This is a genomic window from Pseudomonas sp. sp1636 (genome assembly GCF_030376615.1).
Taxonomy (GTDB): Bacteria; Pseudomonadota; Gammaproteobacteria; order Pseudomonadales; family Pseudomonadaceae; genus Aquipseudomonas.
On record NZ_JARRAB010000003.1, the window covers coordinates 43,332 to 59,023 of the forward strand.

Sequence of the window (15,692 nt, forward strand, 5' to 3'; positions counted from 1 at the left end):
CGCGTTCTATTATGCGTATGCGCCTAATGCTGTTGGGCGGCGGCAATGCCCTGGGGCAAGCGCTGATCCGTCTTGGTGCCGAGGAAGACATCGGCTTCCTCGCACCACGCCCGCCGGAAACCGGCTGGGACGCCGCCAGCCTGACCCATCTGCTGGATGAGACCCGCCCCGATGCGCTGGTCAATCTGGCCTATTACTTCGACTGGTTTCAGGCCGAAGAGGTGAGCGAGGCGCGTCTGACTATCCAGGAACGGGCAGTCGAGCGGCTTGCCGAACTTTGTCGGCATCATGAGATTCGCCTGCTGCAGCCGTCCAGTTACCGGGTGTTCGATGGTTCGCGGGTCACCGCCTACAGCGAAAAGGAAGAGCCCGTGCCCTTGGGCGTTCGCGGCCAGACCTTGTGGCGTCTCGAGCAGAGCGTGCGCGCGGTGTGCCCGCGACATGTGTTGCTGCGTTTCGGCTGGCTGCTGGACGAGAGTACGAACGGCCAGCTCGGACGTTTCCTGGTGCGTGCCGAGCGGGATGAAAGCATCGTGCTCGCCGATGATAGGCGCGGTAATCCCACCCCGGTGGACGATGCCGCGCGGGTGATTCTCGCCGTGCTCAAGCAGCTCGATTGCCAGACGCCGTTATGGGGTACGTTCCACTATGGCGGCCACGAGGCCACCACCGCGCAGGCCTTGGGCCAGGCGGTGTTGAGCGAGGCGCGTAACTTTCGCAGCAACCTGATCGAAGACATCACGGCGCAGGCCCATGCCGCGCGCCCGGATGCTACCGAGGAGCCGCAACACGCGGTGTTGGCCTGCAAGAAAATCCTGCATACCTTCGGCATCAAGCCGCGCGCCTGGCGCTCAGGGTTGCCGAGCCTACTGGATCGCTACTATCGTCATGTCTGATGCACCTATCTTGATTACCGGCGGCGCCGGCTTCATCGGTTCGCACTTGGTTGACGTGCTGCTGGCGCAAGGCCATGCGGTGCGCATACTGGACAATTTATCGATGGGCAAGCGCGCCAACCTGCCGCTGGACAACCCGCGGCTGTGTTTGCTCGAAGGCGATGTGGCCGATGCGGTTCTGGTCGATCGGGCCGTGGCTGGCTGTGCGGCCGTGGTGCATTTGGCCGCGGTGGCTTCGGTGCAAGCCTCGGTGGACGATCCGGTGAGCACGCACCAGAGCAACTTCGTCGGCACTCTCAACGTCTGCGAGGCCATGCGCCGGCATGGGCTCAAGCGGGTGGTCTACGCCTCCAGTGCGGCGGTCTACGGCAACAACGGCGAAGGCCAGGCGATCGATGAAGAAACCGCCAAGGCGCCGCTGACCCCTTACGCCGCCGACAAGCTGGCCAGCGAACAGTACCTGGACTTCTATCGCCGTCAGCACGGCCTGGAGCCGGCGATTTTTCGCTTCTTCAATATTTTCGGCCCGCGCCAGGATCCGTCCTCGCCGTATTCCGGGGTGATCAGCATCTTCACCCAGCGAGCGCAGCAGGGGTTGCCGATCCGGGTGTTCGGCGATGGCGAGCAGACCCGCGATTTCTTCTATATCGGCGATCTGCTGGCGCTGCTGACCCAGGCACTGGAGATGCCGCGGGTTGTCGCGGGCGCGGTGAATGTCGGCTGGAATCGGGCCGTCAGCCTCAACCAGCTGCTGGCCGAAATCGGCAGTCTGTGTGGCGGCTTGCCGGCGGTGGAGTATCAGGCGGCGCGGCCCGGCGATATTCGTCATTCGCGGGCGAATAACCAGCGCTTGCAGGATGGTTACCAACTGCCGCCTGCGACCTCGATGCGTGAGGGTTTGCGCAGGCTGTTGGGCCAAGGCTGATCTGTATCGACAAAAAAACCGGCGCTGAGCCGGTTTTTTTGTGGGCGGCGGTTTGCCTTAGAACTTGTAGCCGAGGCCGACCATGTAGACCAGCGGATCGACATCCACATCGACCTTGACCTTCTCGCCGCCGTAGGTGGTGGTGCCGGTGGTGTCGATGTCGATGTAACGCAGGCTGGCGTTGAGCATGATGGTGTCGCTCAACTGGTAGTCCATGCCCAGTTGGGCCGCCAGCCCCCAGGAATCTTTCATGTCCAGGCCGCTGAAGCCTTTGCCTTCGGCTTCGCTGCTCAGCTTGTCGTCGAAGAACCAGGTGTAGTTGATGCCCAGGCCCGCATAGGGCTGGAAGGCGGAGGCGCTGTCGAGCGGGTAGTAGACGACGCTCAGGGTTGGCGGCAGGTGCTTGAGTTCGCCCAGCTTGCCATTCAAGCCGGCAAAGCCACCGGGCATGCCTTTAACCCCGACATCATGGCTGAACGGCGTGGCCGCCAGCAGTTCGAGGCCGACGTGGTTGGTGAACATATAGGTGCCGGTCAGGCCCAGTTGGGTGTCGCTGTTCAGCGTGGCCTTGGTGCCGGCCACGTCGGTATTCAGGGCGCCTACCCAGATGTCGCTGCTGCTTTCGTGCGGATCGACGGTGATCGCGCCGGCGCGCACGATGATATCGCCCGGCTGGTGAGCCTGGGCAAGGGGGGCGGCCAATGCGGTGGCCAGGATGGAAAGAGCGAACAGGGACTTGCGCATGGTGAGCTCCGGTCGAGTCATCAGTTAGTTGGGCTGGCGGCAATGTTAGGGGGCTAAGTAAATCGAGTTTTGACCCAGCTCAATGAATTGGCTTTCTAATCATGTGGGTATTGCCCCGGCGCAGCTCGGCTTCGTCCTGTCCAGCGCCCGGCTGGTGCGCGATGGCGGGATGTTGGGCGTGCAGGCTGCGGTATTTGGTCGCGGTGTGTCGGTCGGTGCAGGTTTTGACAATGGCGCTGCGTAATGGAAACTTGCTTCCAGCCTCGCAAGGGATCGGCACTTGCCACGCTGTCGCCGGGTATTTATCCGTCTGGAGTTGCCGAATGCTTTGTTCGCAGTTGATAATGCTTCTCTTTAGATATTGGCCTTATTAAGGAATTCCTAATGCCCCTCGTGTCGACGCGCTGGCTGGCGGTTACGCTGGTCTTGGCCAGTACTCCGCTTATGGCGACATCCCTGGACGCCGCGTTGGATGAGAGCCAGCGCCTGGCCGCAGACGCCAAGGCGTCTCAGGCGCGTATCGAGCAGCTCGACGATGCCAGTCGCGAGATGCTCGGCGAATATCGCGCGGCCTTGCAGCAGGCCGAGGCGTTGCAAGGCTATAACCTGCAGCTGCAAGAGCTGGTTGCCGCCCAGCGCAAGGAGCTGGCCGGTTATCAAGAGCAGCTGGACGGCATCGAGCGCACCCAGGAAGCGGTGACCCCGCAGATGCGCCGGATGGTCGAGGTGCTCGGCGAGTTCATCGCCGCCGACCTGCCGTTCCTGCCGGATGAGCGTAGCGACCGCCTGGCCCAGTTGCAGGATCTGCTGCCGCGGGCCGATGTCAGCCTGGCGGAAAAGTACCGGCGCATTCTCGAGGCCTATCAGGTCGAGAGCGATTACGGTCGCACCCTGGAGGCCTGGCGTGGCGAACTGCCGGTCGAGGGCGCCGCGTCGCGCAGCGTCGAGTTTCTCCGTCTCGGCCGGGTGATGCTGTACTTCCAGACCCTCGACGGCCATGAAAGTGGCTGGTGGAACCCGCAAAGCCGCAGTTGGGAAACGCTCGATGGCAGCGCCCGACGGCCGTTGCGCCAGGCCATCGCCATCGCCCGTCAGGAGCAGGCCCCGGCCCTGCTCGATCTCCCGCTGAAAACCCTGGCCCAGGAGGCCGCCCAATGAGCCGTCGTGTATTCGCCATCATGACCCTGGCGTTGCTGCCGGCAATTGCCAGTGCCGCCGCACCGCTCAGCCCTGACCAGCTGCTGCAACGCATTCGCAGCGAGCGCGCCGCCGAAGTCACGGCGATGCAGCATCGCGAGCAGGCGTTTGTCGCCGAGCGTGGCGAGCGGGCGCAGTTGCTGGCCAGTGCCAACGCGGCCTTGCACACGCAGAAAGCCCGCGCCGAGCGCTTGAAAGCCGAGTTCGATCGCCAGGAGGCCGAACTGGCCGAACAGGAAAAACTTCTCGCCCAGCGCGTCGGCCATCTGGGCGAGTTGTTCGGCGTGGTGCGCCAGAGCGCCGGCGATGTCGCCGGGCAATGGCAGGACAGCCTGCTCAATGCGCAGTATCCCGAGCGTTTGCCGCGGCTCAAGGCGCTGGCCGAGAGGCGTACCCTGCCGTCCGCCGCGGATCTCGATGGTTATTGGATGCTGCTGCTGGAAGACCTCGCGGCCAGCGGGCGGGTCGAACAGTTGCAATTGCCGGTGGTGGCCGCCGATGGCACGCGGAATCAGCAGGCAGTGCTGCGGGTCGGGACGTTCTCGGCGTATAGCGAGGATGCCTATTTGCGTTATGACGCCGACGCCGGCGAGCTGCTGGCGCCACCGCGGCAGCCGTCCGGGATGGGTCAGGTCGAGAATTACCTGCAGGCTGGCGCAGCGCTCGCCAGCCTGCCCATCGACCCCAGTCGCGGCACGCTGTTAGCACAACTGCAGCGCCAACCGAGCCTGTGGGATCGCCTGCAACAGGGGGGGCTGGTCGGTTGGGTGATAGTCGCGTTGGGCGCGTTCGGTCTGCTCCTGGCGCTCTGGCGCATGCTCTTCCTGGCGCGTATGAGCCGTGGCGTCAGCACGCAGATGCACGACCTCAGCGCGCCGCGAGACGACAACCCACTGGGGCGGGTGATCGGCGTGCTGGGGCCGCAACCGCAGCTGGCCGACCTGGACACCCTGGAGCTGAAGCTCGACGAGGCGATCCTGCAGGAAACCCCGCCGTTGGAAAAAGGCCAGAGCCTGCTCAAACTGCTCTGCGCGGTGGCGCCGCTGCTCGGCCTGCTCGGCACTGTGACCGGCATGATCGTCACCTTCCAGGCCATTACCCAGGGCGGTGGCGGCGATTCGCGGCTGATGGCCGAGGGGATTTCCCAGGCGTTGGTGACCACGGTGCTGGGGCTGGTGGTGGCGATTCCGCTGCTGTTCCTGCACAGCCTGCTGGCCAGCCGCAGCAAGGGGCTGATCCAGTTGCTCGAACAGCAAAGTGCCGGCCTGATCGCCCTGCACCTGTCCGGGACGCCGCGTCGTGACTGATTGGCTCGGCTTATGGCTGCGGCTGCTCGACAGCAGTCACGCGCTGCTCGACTTCATGATTGCCGGCGGCGTGGTGATGTGGGCGCTGGCCGGGCTCTGCGTGCTGTTCTGGACCCTGGTGTTCGAGCGTTTCTGGTACGTGCGTCGGGTCTTCCCGCAGTGGGGGCGCGAGCGGCGCCAGGCCTGGCAGCAACTGCTGCAAAACGACGCGGGCAACTGGCAGCGCGCGGTGCGCGTCGCTTGGCTGGCACAGGCGCGGCAACAGTTGCTCGGGCCGCTGCGCCTGAGCAAGACCCTGGTGGCGATGTACCCGTTGCTCGGTTTGCTCGGCACCGTCAGCGGCATGGTTGCGGTGTTCGACGTGCTGGCCATCAACGGCACCGGCAACCCGCGCGGCATGGCCGCAGGTGTTTGGCAGGCGACCCTGCCGACCATGGCCGGCATGGTGCTGGCGATTAGCGGATTGTTCAGCCTGGCGCGCCTCGAACGCGATGCACGCCGGGCTCTCGAGCGGCTGGCCAACCAGCTGCGCCACGACTGAGGCTGCAAAACATGAGAATGCGCCGTCACCATCAGCAAGACGAAGACACCGGCATCGACCTGACGCCGATGCTCGATGTGGTCTTCATCATGCTGATTTTCTTTATCGTCACCAGCTCCTTCATCAAGGAGTCCGGTGTCGACGTGCAACGCCCGCAGGCGCAAACCGCCAGCGCGCAGGACAAGGGCAATATCCTGATTGCCGTCACCGCCGACGGCCAGGTGTGGATGGACAAGAAAGTCGTCGATGTGCGCAGCGTGCGTGCCCATGTCGAACGCATGCGCGTCGACCAGCCGGACGGCGCCGTGGTGGTGCAGGCCGATCAGGATGCGCGCACCGGCCTGGTGGTGCAGGTGATGGATCAGGCGCGCTTGGCCGGGGTACAGGACGTCGCCCTGGCTGCCACTGCGGGAGCGCTTTGATGCGCGTGCCGCTGGCCTTTCTCGGCGCCTGCCTGATGGTCTTGGCGTTGTTCGCGCTGATGCTGTACATGGTCGCGCCGCCGCGCAGCCAGCCCTCCGACGAGCCGCTGACGGTGGCCAACTTCGTGCGCCTCGATGGCAACGCGAGCGACACCGCGACGCGCACCCGCCAGCAGGCGCCGCAGCCGCCGCAACCGCAAAGCCCGCAAGCGCCGACGCCGCCCACCCCGGTAGCCGCCACCCCGAGTGCCAACCTGCCGGCGCTGGACTTGCAGCTGCCGAGCCTGAGCAGCGGCATCGCCGTCAATAGCGCGCCGACCCCGAGTTTGAGCGGCCTGAGCCCGGGCGCCACGGCCCCCAGCGCCGCCGCGCCAAGCGAGTCCGCTGGCCAGCCCGGCGGCCCGGAAAGCGAAGTGATGCCGCTCAACGATGTCAGTCCGGACTATCCGCGCTACGCCTTGCAGCGCGGTATCGAAGGCCACATCAAGCTGGCGTTCACCATCACTCGCGCCGGTGCGGTGGAGAATATCCGGGTGATCGAAGCCAGCCCGCAGAACGTGTTCGAGCGCGAAGCGCGCCGCGCCGCCGCGCGTTGGCGCTTCGCCCCGCGCACCGAGAGCGGCCTGGCGGTAGCCCGTGAAGCGGTGAAGACCCTGTACTTCCGTCTTGAGGGAGGCCGTTGAGATGCATCGTCTATTGCTGTTAGTGATGCTCTGCACCGCTGCTGCCGTGCAGGCCGCCGGGCAAAGCGTCGAACCGGGCGTATTCCGTGCCCTGAATGCGGCGCAAGCAGCCCAGCAGCAAGGTGACTATCCGGCGGCCAAGCGGGCGCTGGCTGCAGTCAAGGCCAAGCCGGATAGCCTGGAACAGGCCTTGCTGTGGCGCAGTCGCGGTTACCTGGCCTGGGCCGAAGGGCAGAATGTCACGGCCATCGAGTTGCTCGACAAGGCGTTGCGCAGCGGCAAGCTGGATGCCGAAACGCAGGCCGGCGAGCAACTGAATCTGGCCAAGCTCAATCTGCTCGAACGCCGTTACGCCCAGGTCGTCGCCCTGCTGGCGCCGCAGCAGGCCAAGGCGGGCGAAGAGCAGCTGCAGCTGCTGGTGCAGGCCTACCAGGGCTTGCAACAGCCGGCCAAGGCGCTGCCGTTGGCCGAGCGTTATGTGCGGGCCAACCCGCGGGCCGCCGACAGCTGGTTGCAGTTCCTCGTCGCGGTGAATGCCGACCTCAAGCGTTATTCCGCCGCCGAGCGCTGGCAGCACCAGTTGCTCGGCCGTCAGCCCAATGCTGTCCAGCACTGGCGCCAGCTGGCCGCCTTGCAGCAGTTGAGCGGTGCTCACGACAAGGCGCTGGCGACCCTGCGTACCGCGCACAGCAAAGGCCTGCGCTTCAGCGAAGTCGAATTGGACAACCTGGTGTTGTTGGCCGGCGCGGCCGAGCAGCCCTGGCAAGGCGCCAAGCTGCTTACCGGCCTGCTCGAGCAGGGTCTGCTGCCACGCACTGGCGCTCGTGAAGAGCGCCTGGCTCTGCTCTGGTGGCAGGCCCGCGAGCGCGCCGCGGCGGCGCGCATCTACCGCGAACTGGCGGGGCGTTCGGGCAGTGCCAAGCATTGGCTGAACCTGGCCCAGCTGGAGCTGGAACAGGCGCGTTGGCAGGCCGGGCTGGATGCCCTGGCCAAGGCCGAACGCGCCGGTGCCGAACGCCGTCAGGTGCGCGCCTGGCGCCAGTGGGCGGAAAGCGAGCTGAGTTTCGAGCGGGAGAGGCGGTTGGCCAGCGCCGGCTAGGTTGGCGCCGGGAGTCGTGCAGGTTGACGGCCGGCGATGCCGGAATGCTGTTGCGCGGTGTTGGCTTACGCGGCGCACCCTACGAACCGAAACGCTCAGCTGTCCGGCAATTCGTAGGCGTAGATCTTGTCCGCCTGCATCCGGTAGCCGGCCTCGGCCAGTTCGCTGCTGCTCTGTTCGACCCGCAGCGCGCCTTCGATCCAGAACGGCTGATAGAGCGCATCCAACCGCACGCCCAGCTCGCTGGTGACATGCACGATCTGGTTCGACGGCGGTGGCGGCACATGGATGCAGGCGCCGAAGTAGGGCACCAGCAGGAACTCGCTGACGCGGCCTTCGTCGCTGACATCCAGCGGCACTATATAACCGGGCAACTTGACCGCCTGGCCGTCCAGGGCCTCGACCACCGGCGCGCGGGGTGATTGTTGCGTGGCTGCGGGCGCTGCTTCGGCCGCCAGCGCGTCGGCCAGTTGCGCCAGGTCATGCAGCGGTGCGCTTTGCATCACTGGCGCGGGCGCATCGGCGGGAATCAGTTCGAACCAGGTCAGTTCACGCACCTCGCCGGCGCTCACCGAGGCGGCGAGGGCGAGCAGCAGGCTGGCGAGTAGCGGGCGGGACATGTGCGCTTGCCTCATAAACGAATCGACAGGCCGTCGCTCAGCGATTGCCGATAGGCGCGCCAGGCCGGGATGCAGCCCATCAACAGGGCGGCAGCGAGAATAGCGCCGAGCAGCGACCACTCATAGGGCGAGGGTGCATTCAGCGGCAGATACAGGCCGTAGTGGGCCTGCACCTGGCCCTGCGCCCCGGCGATGCCGAGATACAGCAGCAACAGGCCCAGCAGCACCCCGGCCAGGGCCAGGGCGAAGGCTTCGAGGATCAGCAGGCTGGCGATATGCCAAGGGCGGGCGCCGACCGAGCGCAGGATCGCCATCTCCCGCCGGCGTTCGTTGAGGCTGGTGAGAATGGCGGTGAGCATGCCGATCAGCCCGGTCAGGACGACGAACAGCGAGACCACGAACAAGGCTTTTTCCGCCGTGCCCATCAGGCCCCACAGCTCCTGTAGGGCGACGCCGGGGAGGATCGCCAGCAGCGGTTCGCCGCGAAACTGGTTGATCTCGCGTTGCAGGCTGAAGGTGGCGATCTTGCTGTTCAGGCCCAGTAGCACAGCGGTGATTGCTTCGGGTTGCAGTGGCAGGGCGCGTGCCTGTTCGGCCGAGACCTGGCCGGCGCCGCGCGCGGGCATGCCGTTCTGCCAGTCGATGTGCAGCGCCTGCATGCCGGCCAGGGAGATGTGCAGGGTGCGGTCCACCGGGGTGCCGCTGCGCGCCAGGATGCCGACCACGCGAAAGGGTTTGTCGTCGTGCTTGAGCAGGCTGATGGTCGCCACGCCGTGGGCCAGTACCAACTGGTCGCCGAGGCGGTAGTCCAGCGCCTCGGCCACCTCGGCGCCGAGCACCACCTCGAACGGGTCGTCGGCGAAGGCGCGGCCCTGGCTCAGGCTCAAGGGCTGGCCGCGGCCATAGCGGTAGTGCTCGAAATAGGCCGTGCTGGTGCCCATCACCCGGTAGCCGCGGTGCGAGTCGCCGAGGGAGATGGGGATCGCCCATTTGACCTGGCGGTGTGCGGCGAAGTGCTCGAAGCTGTCCCAGCGAATGTTGTTGGTGGCATTGCCGATGCGGAATACCGAGTACAGCAGCAGGTTGACCGAGCCGGAGCGCGCGCCGACGATCAGGTCGGTGCCGCTGATGGTATTGGCGAAGCTGGCGCGGGCTTCGCTGCGCACCCGCTCGACGGCCAACAACAGACACACCGACAAGGCGATGGCGAAGACGGTGAGCCACGCGGTGAAGCGGCGGTTGGTCAAACTGGCCTGGGCCAGACGTAATAGGTACACCTTCAGACCTCCGTGGCGGTGGCGGCGCGATTCAGTTCGGCCAGCGCCAGGCTGCGGTCGAACAGGTGCGCCAGGCTCTGGTCGTGGCTGACGAACAGCAGGCTGGCGCCGGCTTCGCGGCATTCGGCGAACAGCAGTTGGAGGAAGGCCTCGCGGGCGTCACAGTCCAGCGCCGAAGTCGGCTCGTCGGCGATCACCAGCTCCGGCTGGCCGATCAGCGCGCGGGCCGCGGCGACCCGTTGCTGCTGGCCGATGGACAGTTCGTCGGCGCGGCGTTCGAGCAATCTCGGCTCTTGCAAACCGAGGTGGGCGAGCAAGGTGGCGGCGGCCTGGTCGATGCTGCCGTGGCGCTGGATGGCGCGCCTGGCGCGCAGCCTGGAGAAATGGCAGGGCAGTTCGACGTTCTCGCGCACCGAGAGAAACGGCAGCAGGTTGAACTGCTGGAAGATATAGCCGGTGTGGTCGACCCGGAAGCGATCGCGGGTGCCGGCCGAGAGCGCACTCAGCTCCTGGTCGAGCAGGCGGATGCTGCCGCGGCTGGGCGTTTGCACGCCGCCGAGCAGGCCGAGCAGGGTGGTCTTGCCGCTGCCGCTGGGACCCTTGAGAAACAGGCTTTCGCCGCGCGCCAGGGTGAAACTGGGGATGTCCAGCAACTGCGCCTGGCCGGGCCAGGCGAAACCGAGGTTGGACAGGTGGATCAGGGCTGGACTCATAAGGTAGCGGCCGGGTTGCCCCGGCCGTTCTGCGGCGAATGGGGTGATTAAAAATTCAGCGTGGGGTCGGCGGCGGTCAGCTCGACGCCCTGCTGGCCGCTGGGGCCGATCAGTTGTACCTGAATTTTCTCGGTGGCGGGGAAGCGCTCGAACAGCGCGTGCAAATCAAGCTGCTGCAGCGCGTCAGGCTTGCTGCAGGTGAGGCTGTAGTGGGCGTCGATGTCACTGTGTTCGCCTTTATGTGAGGTTTCGTGCTCATGTTCATGCGCGTCGATATGTCCGGCGAACAGTGGGCTTTCCAGTTCTTGCGTGGTGACAGTGCAATCGCCTGTGCTCAAGCCGAACAGGGTGTGCGGTTGTTCCAGCTGCTGATGGACGGCTGCGACCTTGGCTTTGTCGGCGTCGCTCTTGGGCGCATGTTCAAAGCCCAGCAGGTTCATGGCGGGGCTTTCCAGTTGCAGTTCCAATGCCTTGCCGTCGAGCACCACGTTGAGCTGCGCTGCGCCGTGCTCATGGGCGTCCAGGCTGCCATGTTCGGCGTGTTCGTGTTGATGCTCGGCGTGCTCATGCGCGTGTTCGGCGGCCTCGGCAGCGGCGATGGGTAGCAGGGCAAGCGGCAGGGCGAGTAGCAGGCGACGCATGGCGTTCTCCAGTCACGATAATTTATTGTTACGTTATAACAACTTTATCATGGGCGTGGCTAGTCGCGCTTGGCGCTTCGCTGTGCGCGTGGGAGCATGGTGGCCGATTAGATGAGGGCAGGTTGATGGTGCGAATTCGTGGACAGATCGGCGCTTGGCCGGTGGATCTGACTGTAGAGCTGGATGCGCAGGATTGGGCGCAGTTGGCGCAGCACGTCACCTTGGCGGATCCGCCGGTTGCGGCTGCAGCGCCTGCCGCGAGCGTGCCGGCAAACGATGCGTTGTGGCAGACCGCGCTAGAGTTGCTGCGCCAGGCCGGACAGATCGAAGGGCCGCAACTGCTCGCTCAGTTGGCCGGGTTGGCGGGTAGCGAGGCGGCGGGCAAGCGCCTGCTGGTGCGCCTGCGCCATTGTCCGCAGGTGCGCATGGAAACGGCCGCGGATGCGCCGCTCTATCGCTGGATAGGTGCACAGTAGGCTGGGCCGAAGCCCAGCCTACTGTGCGCTCAGTAGATCGCCTGGTACAGCTTGCGCCGGTAAGTCGTGACCAGCGGGTGCTGGTTGCCGAGCAGGTCGAAGACTTGCAGCAGGGTCTTGTGCGGTAGACCGTCGGCGTAATTGCGGTTGCGCGTGAACAGCTTGAGCAGGGCGTCCAGCGCCGGTTCGTAGTGCTGGCGTGCCAGTTGCTGGATCGCCAGTTGGTAGGCCGCTTCCTCGTCTTCGGCATTTTGCGCCAAGCGGGTTTTCAGGCTGGCGACTTCCGGCAGGTCGGCGGCCTGACGCAGGAAGGTCAGTTGCGCGCGAGCCCCGGCCAGGGCCTGCTTGTGCTCATCGCCTTGTACTGCATTGAGTACGCTCTCGGCTTCGGCCAATTCGCCACGTTCGGCCAGGCAGCGGGCATAGAGGATCAGCCCCAGGGCATTCTCGCTGTTCTCGCCGAGCAGTTCTTTGAGTAGCGCTTCGGCATCGCCAATACGGCCTTCGGCAAACAGCGCCTGGGCGCTTTCCAGTGGGTCGGCGGCCGCCGGAGCCGGTTCGGCAACGTGAGGTTTGAGCATTTCACGGATCGCCGATTCCGGTTGCGCGCCGGAGAAGCCGTCGACCGGCTGGCCATTCTTGAACAGCACCACGGTGGGCAGGCTGCGGATGCCGAAGCGCGCGACTATCTCCTGTTCGATGTCGCAGTTGACCTTGGCCAGCAGCAGCTCGCCCCGGTAGCCTTCGGTGATCTGCGCCAACAGCGGCATCAGCGCCTTGCAGGGTGCGCACCACTCGGCCCAGAAGTCCACCAGCACGGGTTTTTGGAAGGAGTTCTCGATCACCGACTGTTCGAAACTGGCGCTGCCGGCGATATCAAAAATATAAGGAGAGTCGCTCATGGAATGGGCTTTCGGTCAGTGGAAAAACCATAGCTTCAAGCTTCACGCCAGAAGCTGCAAGTCAGAGTAACAAGCCTGCTGCCGGCGGGGCGCTCATGGGCCGATGCGCTGGCGGCTCAGGCCGCTGGGCGTGATACAGGCTGACCTGACGGAACTCGGCGGGTTCGGCCAGATCCGGCCAGGTGCAGGCGGCCATCAGGCCAAGGCGCCGATACAGCGGATGTTGGAAGTTGCGCACCCGCGAGTCGGCGACCAGTGCCTGCTGGCCGCGGCTGAGGAACTGGTCGAGCAGCGGCAGGTTGGCGCGGTCGTAGAGCACGTCGGCGATCAGGATCAGGTCGAAGCGGTCGGTCTCGGCGAAGAAGTCCGCGGAGTAACTCAGCTCCACGCCATTCAGTGCGGCATTGGCCTGGCAGGCGGCCAGGGCCAGTGGGTCGAGGTCGCAGGCCACCACTTCGAGGGCGCCGGCCTTGGCCGCGGCAATCGCCGCGACGCCGGAGCCGGCACCGAAATCCAGCACGCGCTTGCCGCGCACCCACTGCGGGCGCTCGGCCAGCCAGCGCGCCAGCGCCAGGCCGCTGGCCCAGCAGAAGCACCAATAGGGCGGGTCTTCGAGAATGCGCCGGGTTTCCTCCGGGTTGAAGGCCCGCGTCATATTGGCCGCATCGATCAGCCAGAGTTTCAGCGCGGTGCCGGGCAATGGCTCGGCCATCAGCCTGGCGTCGCCGAGCAACTCGCTCAGCGCCGCTTGCAGGGTGGCAATGGTGCTCATGGCGCCGGCACCAGCCGCAATTCCCCGAGGTGCTGGTTGCCGCTGTGGCGAATCGGCAGCGGCGGCAGGCGCAGGATCAGCCGGCCGGCTCGATTGACCCGGCCGCGCAGCTCGACCCGGGTGCCGGAGATGAAGGCCTGGGGGTTGAAGGGCAGGCGAAAGGGCAGGGGCGCGCCGCTGCCGGTCAGTTGAATATTGCCCAGCAGGCCTTGCGGCAAGCCGCGCGCATTGATCAGCAGCAGGGCCAGTTCGACTTCGCCATCGCTGGGCACGCCGAGCAGGCTGCCGCTGAGTTCGCGCAGGTGGGCCGGCAGGGGCACGGGCGCCGCCTCGATGCTTGCGGCAGACGCAGGCGTGGACGGCGGTTGCGGCGCCAAGGCGGGTTTGCCCGCGCAGGCCGCGAGCAGTCCGGCCAGGGCAAGCGCGGCGAGCAGTCGCATGGCAATGTTCATCTAAGTGGTATGCCTGAAAGAAACGGTGTGCCTGAAAGGTAGTCGAACGCGCGCCTGTATACCGCAAAGTCCTCGGCTTGTCTTGCCCGCGGGATGCGCTACCATGGCGCTTTCCTGTTCAAGGCGGCTGCCCTGCTATGCACTGTCCCTTCTGCGGTGCCAACGACACCAAGGTCATCGATTCGCGCCTGGTCGCCGAGGGCGGGCAAGTGCGCCGTCGGCGCGAATGCCTGGCCTGCCAAGAGCGCTTCACCACCTTTGAAACCGCCGAGCTGGTGATGCCGCGGCTGATCAAGCAGGACGGCAGCCGCCAGCCGTTCGACGAAGACAAGCTGCGGGCCGGCATGCAGCGCGCCCTGGAGAAACGCCCGGTGAGCATCGAGCGTCTGGAGGCGGCGATTGCCCATATCAAGCACCAGCTGCGCGCCACCGGCGAGCGCGAGATCAAGTCGCGGGTGCTCGGCGAGCTGGTGATGGGCGAGCTGCAAAAGCTCGATGAGGTCGCTTACATCCGTTTCGCCTCGGTGTACCGGCGCTTCCAGGATCTCAACGAATTCCGCGAGGAAATCGACCGGCTGTCCCGCGAACCCGCGAAAGCGCCATGATGACCTCCGAGCATGCCAGCATGGCCCGCGCCCTGGAGCTGGCCCGCAAAGGCCTGTACTCCACCCACCCGAACCCGCGGGTCGGCTGCGTCATCGTGCGCGACGGGCAGGTTGTCGGCGAAGGCTGGCATGTGCGCGCCGGCGAGCCGCACGCCGAGGTGCATGCGTTGCGCCAGGCCGGCGAGCAGGCGCGTGGCGCCACCGCCTATGTGACCCTGGAACCCTGCAGCCATCACGGGCGCACCCCGCCGTGCGCCGATGCGCTGATCGCCGCCGGCGTGGCGCGGGTGGTGGTGGCCATGCAGGATCCCAATCCGCAGGTCGCCGGCAATGGCCTGGCGCGCTTGAAACAGGCCGGTATTGACGTGCACAGCGGAGTGCTGCAAGCCGAGGCGCGCACCCTCAACGCCGGTTTCATCAAACGCATGGAGCAGGGCTTGCCTTTCGTGCGGGTTAAGTTGGCGATGAGCCTGGACGGTCGCACGGCCATGGCCAGCGGCGAGAGCCAGTGGATCACCGGGCCGGCCGCCCGCGCCGCGGTGCAGCGCCTGCGTGCCCGCGCCAGCGTGGTGCTGAGCGGCGCCGACACGGTGTTGGCGGACGATGCCCGTCTGACCGTGCGCCCCGCCGAGCTGGGCCTGGATGCCGAACTGACGGCCCTGGCGGCGAGCCGGCCGCCGTTGCGGGTGCTGGTCGACGGCCGTCTGCGGGTGCCGCTGCAGGCGCCTTTTTTTCAGGCCGGCGCGACGCTGGTGGCGACCTGCGCGGCGGCTGCGGCGCGTGAGCGCTACCTGGACGCCGGTCACGAGCTGCTGGCTGTGCCGGGCAGTAGCGGCTATGTCGATCTGCACAAGTTGCTGGCCGAGCTGGCCGGGCGCGGGGCCAATGAAGTCCTGGTCGAGGCCGGTCCGCGTCTGGCCGGCGCCTTCGCCCAGCAGGGCCTGGTCGACGAGTACCAGCTGTTCGTCGCGCCGAAGTTTCTCGGCTCCAGTGCACGGCCGCTGCTTGAGTGGCCGTTGGCGCGCATGGCCGAGGCGCAGGCGCTGAAGATTGTCGAGATACGCGCGGTCGGCGATGACTGGCGGATTACTGCGGTGCCGCAGTAGGGCTTCAGCCCACCCAGACACAGCGCCGCCCAGTGCGGCACGCGGACATCCGTCTGCGGCAGATCGGCCAGGATGGCGCACAGGTTGTCGTGCGGCCATGCAGGCGGTTGGCAATTGTGGTAAAACGCGTCTCGGCCATTGCGGTGGCCGCAACGTTCTCAGGGCGGGGTGTGATTCCCCACCGGCGGTAATGACGCAGTGCGTCTAGCCCGCGAGCGCTTGCTGGCAGCCTTTTCCCGGGTTGCCCGCAAGGACAGCAGACCCGGTGCGATTCCGGGGCCGACGGTATAGTCCGGATAAAGAGAGAGCGGGAT

Annotated in this window: 20 protein-coding genes and 1 riboswitch; of the genes, 12 read left to right on the plus strand and 8 right to left on the minus strand. The window is 66.1% G+C overall.

The window, feature by feature from the left end:
• The first annotated feature begins 11 nt into the window (after window positions 1–11).
• Both P8H27_RS03690 and P8H27_RS03695 read left to right on the plus strand, forming a co-directional pair.
• Window positions 12–896: a sugar nucleotide-binding protein gene (locus P8H27_RS03690; RefSeq protein ID WP_289635285.1), complete on the plus strand. Its 885-nt coding sequence runs from the start codon at window positions 12–14 to the stop codon at window positions 894–896.
• Window positions 889–1,821, plus strand: a complete 933-nt coding sequence (locus tag P8H27_RS03695; protein ID WP_289635287.1) for an NAD-dependent epimerase/dehydratase family protein — start codon at window positions 889–891, stop codon at window positions 1,819–1,821. The genes P8H27_RS03690 and P8H27_RS03695 overlap by 8 nt, the downstream gene beginning before the upstream one ends.
• 57 nt (window positions 1,822–1,878) lie before the next feature.
• On the opposite strand, the gene P8H27_RS03700 is transcribed toward P8H27_RS03695, so the two are convergent.
• Window positions 1,879–2,565, minus strand: a complete 687-nt coding sequence (locus P8H27_RS03700) for an OmpW family protein (protein ID WP_289635289.1) — start codon at window positions 2,563–2,565, stop codon at window positions 1,879–1,881.
• A gap of 82 nt (window positions 2,566–2,647) precedes the next feature.
• On the opposite strand from P8H27_RS03700, the gene P8H27_RS03705 reads away from it, so the two are divergent.
• The 7 genes from P8H27_RS03705 (at window position 2,648) to P8H27_RS03735 (ending at window position 7,814) form a co-directional block, all read left to right on the plus strand.
• On the plus strand, window positions 2,648–2,809 hold the full coding sequence (locus P8H27_RS03705) for a hypothetical protein (RefSeq protein WP_289635291.1): 162 nt from the start codon (window positions 2,648–2,650) through the stop codon (window positions 2,807–2,809).
• 140 nt (window positions 2,810–2,949) lie between these two features.
• Window positions 2,950–3,723: a DUF3450 domain-containing protein gene (locus P8H27_RS03710; protein WP_289635293.1), complete on the plus strand. Its 774-nt coding sequence runs from the start codon at window positions 2,950–2,952 to the stop codon at window positions 3,721–3,723.
• Entirely contained in the window at window positions 3,720–5,069 is a 1,350-nt protein-coding gene (locus tag P8H27_RS03715; RefSeq protein WP_289635295.1) for a MotA/TolQ/ExbB proton channel family protein, read from the plus strand. The genes P8H27_RS03710 and P8H27_RS03715 overlap by 4 nt, the downstream gene beginning before the upstream one ends.
• 55 nt (window positions 5,070–5,124) lie before the next feature.
• Complete coding sequence (locus P8H27_RS03720) at window positions 5,125–5,610, plus strand: MotA/TolQ/ExbB proton channel family protein (RefSeq protein WP_289635589.1); 486 nt, start codon at window positions 5,125–5,127, stop codon at window positions 5,608–5,610.
• Between the two features lie 11 nt (window positions 5,611–5,621).
• The gene (locus P8H27_RS03725) at window positions 5,622–6,032 is read left to right on the plus strand and encodes a biopolymer transporter ExbD (RefSeq protein ID WP_289635297.1); all 411 of its coding nucleotides are present in this window, start codon (window positions 5,622–5,624) and stop codon (window positions 6,030–6,032) included.
• Entirely contained in the window at window positions 6,032–6,715 is a 684-nt protein-coding gene (locus tag P8H27_RS03730; RefSeq protein WP_289635299.1) for a TonB family protein, read from the plus strand. The genes P8H27_RS03725 and P8H27_RS03730 overlap by 1 nt, the downstream gene beginning before the upstream one ends.
• Before the next feature lies 1 nt (window position 6,716).
• The gene (locus tag P8H27_RS03735) at window positions 6,717–7,814 is read left to right on the plus strand and encodes a lipopolysaccharide assembly protein LapB (RefSeq protein ID WP_289635300.1); all 1,098 of its coding nucleotides are present in this window, start codon (window positions 6,717–6,719) and stop codon (window positions 7,812–7,814) included.
• 95 nt (window positions 7,815–7,909) lie between these two features.
• On the opposite strand, the gene P8H27_RS03740 is transcribed toward P8H27_RS03735, so the two are convergent.
• From P8H27_RS03740 to P8H27_RS03755, 4 genes are read right to left on the minus strand one after another with little or no spacing between them, the layout of a single operon-like run.
• Window positions 7,910–8,434, minus strand: coding sequence for a DUF3299 domain-containing protein (locus P8H27_RS03740; RefSeq protein ID WP_289635301.1), 525 nt, complete (start codon window positions 8,432–8,434; stop codon window positions 7,910–7,912).
• Between the two features lie 11 nt (window positions 8,435–8,445).
• Entirely contained in the window at window positions 8,446–9,711 is a 1,266-nt protein-coding gene (locus tag P8H27_RS03745; protein WP_289635302.1) for an FtsX-like permease family protein, read from the minus strand.
• Between the two features lie 2 nt (window positions 9,712–9,713).
• The gene (locus tag P8H27_RS03750; RefSeq protein ID WP_289635303.1) at window positions 9,714–10,424 is read right to left on the minus strand and encodes an ABC transporter ATP-binding protein; all 711 of its coding nucleotides are present in this window, start codon (window positions 10,422–10,424) and stop codon (window positions 9,714–9,716) included.
• Between the two features lie 47 nt (window positions 10,425–10,471).
• Entirely contained in the window at window positions 10,472–11,065 is a 594-nt protein-coding gene (locus P8H27_RS03755; RefSeq protein WP_289635304.1) for a DUF2796 domain-containing protein, read from the minus strand.
• A gap of 125 nt (window positions 11,066–11,190) precedes the next feature.
• Between P8H27_RS03755 and P8H27_RS03760 the strand changes: the two genes are divergently transcribed.
• Window positions 11,191–11,541, plus strand: coding sequence for a hypothetical protein (locus P8H27_RS03760; RefSeq protein WP_289635306.1), 351 nt, complete (start codon window positions 11,191–11,193; stop codon window positions 11,539–11,541).
• 29 nt (window positions 11,542–11,570) lie between these two features.
• Here the strand turns inward: P8H27_RS03760 and trxA are convergent, their stop codons facing one another.
• From trxA to P8H27_RS03775, 3 genes are all read right to left on the minus strand, one after another.
• A complete protein-coding gene (gene trxA, locus P8H27_RS03765) occupies window positions 11,571–12,443 on the minus strand; it encodes a thioredoxin (protein ID WP_289635308.1) in 873 nt (290 codons plus the stop codon).
• Window positions 12,444–12,504: 61 nt separating this feature from the next.
• Window positions 12,505–13,215 (minus strand): methyltransferase, encoded by a 711-nt coding sequence (locus P8H27_RS03770; RefSeq protein WP_289635310.1) that lies wholly within the window; start codon window positions 13,213–13,215, stop codon window positions 12,505–12,507.
• Entirely contained in the window at window positions 13,212–13,661 is a 450-nt protein-coding gene (locus P8H27_RS03775) for a YbaY family lipoprotein (RefSeq protein WP_289635590.1), read from the minus strand. The genes P8H27_RS03770 and P8H27_RS03775 overlap by 4 nt, the downstream gene beginning before the upstream one ends.
• Before the next feature lie 143 nt (window positions 13,662–13,804).
• On the opposite strand from P8H27_RS03775, the gene nrdR reads away from it, so the two are divergent.
• Together nrdR and ribD are read left to right on the plus strand one after the other, a co-directional pair.
• The gene (gene nrdR, locus P8H27_RS03780) at window positions 13,805–14,272 is read left to right on the plus strand and encodes a transcriptional regulator NrdR (RefSeq protein WP_289635312.1); all 468 of its coding nucleotides are present in this window, start codon (window positions 13,805–13,807) and stop codon (window positions 14,270–14,272) included.
• Window positions 14,269–15,378, plus strand: a complete 1,110-nt coding sequence (gene ribD, locus P8H27_RS03785) for a bifunctional diaminohydroxyphosphoribosylaminopyrimidine deaminase/5-amino-6-(5-phosphoribosylamino)uracil reductase RibD (RefSeq protein WP_289635314.1) — start codon at window positions 14,269–14,271, stop codon at window positions 15,376–15,378. The genes nrdR and ribD overlap by 4 nt, the downstream gene beginning before the upstream one ends.
• A 150-nt stretch (window positions 15,379–15,528) precedes the next feature.
• Window positions 15,529–15,691: riboswitch (FMN riboswitch) on the plus strand.
• The last annotated feature ends 1 nt before the right edge of the window (window position 15,692 follow it).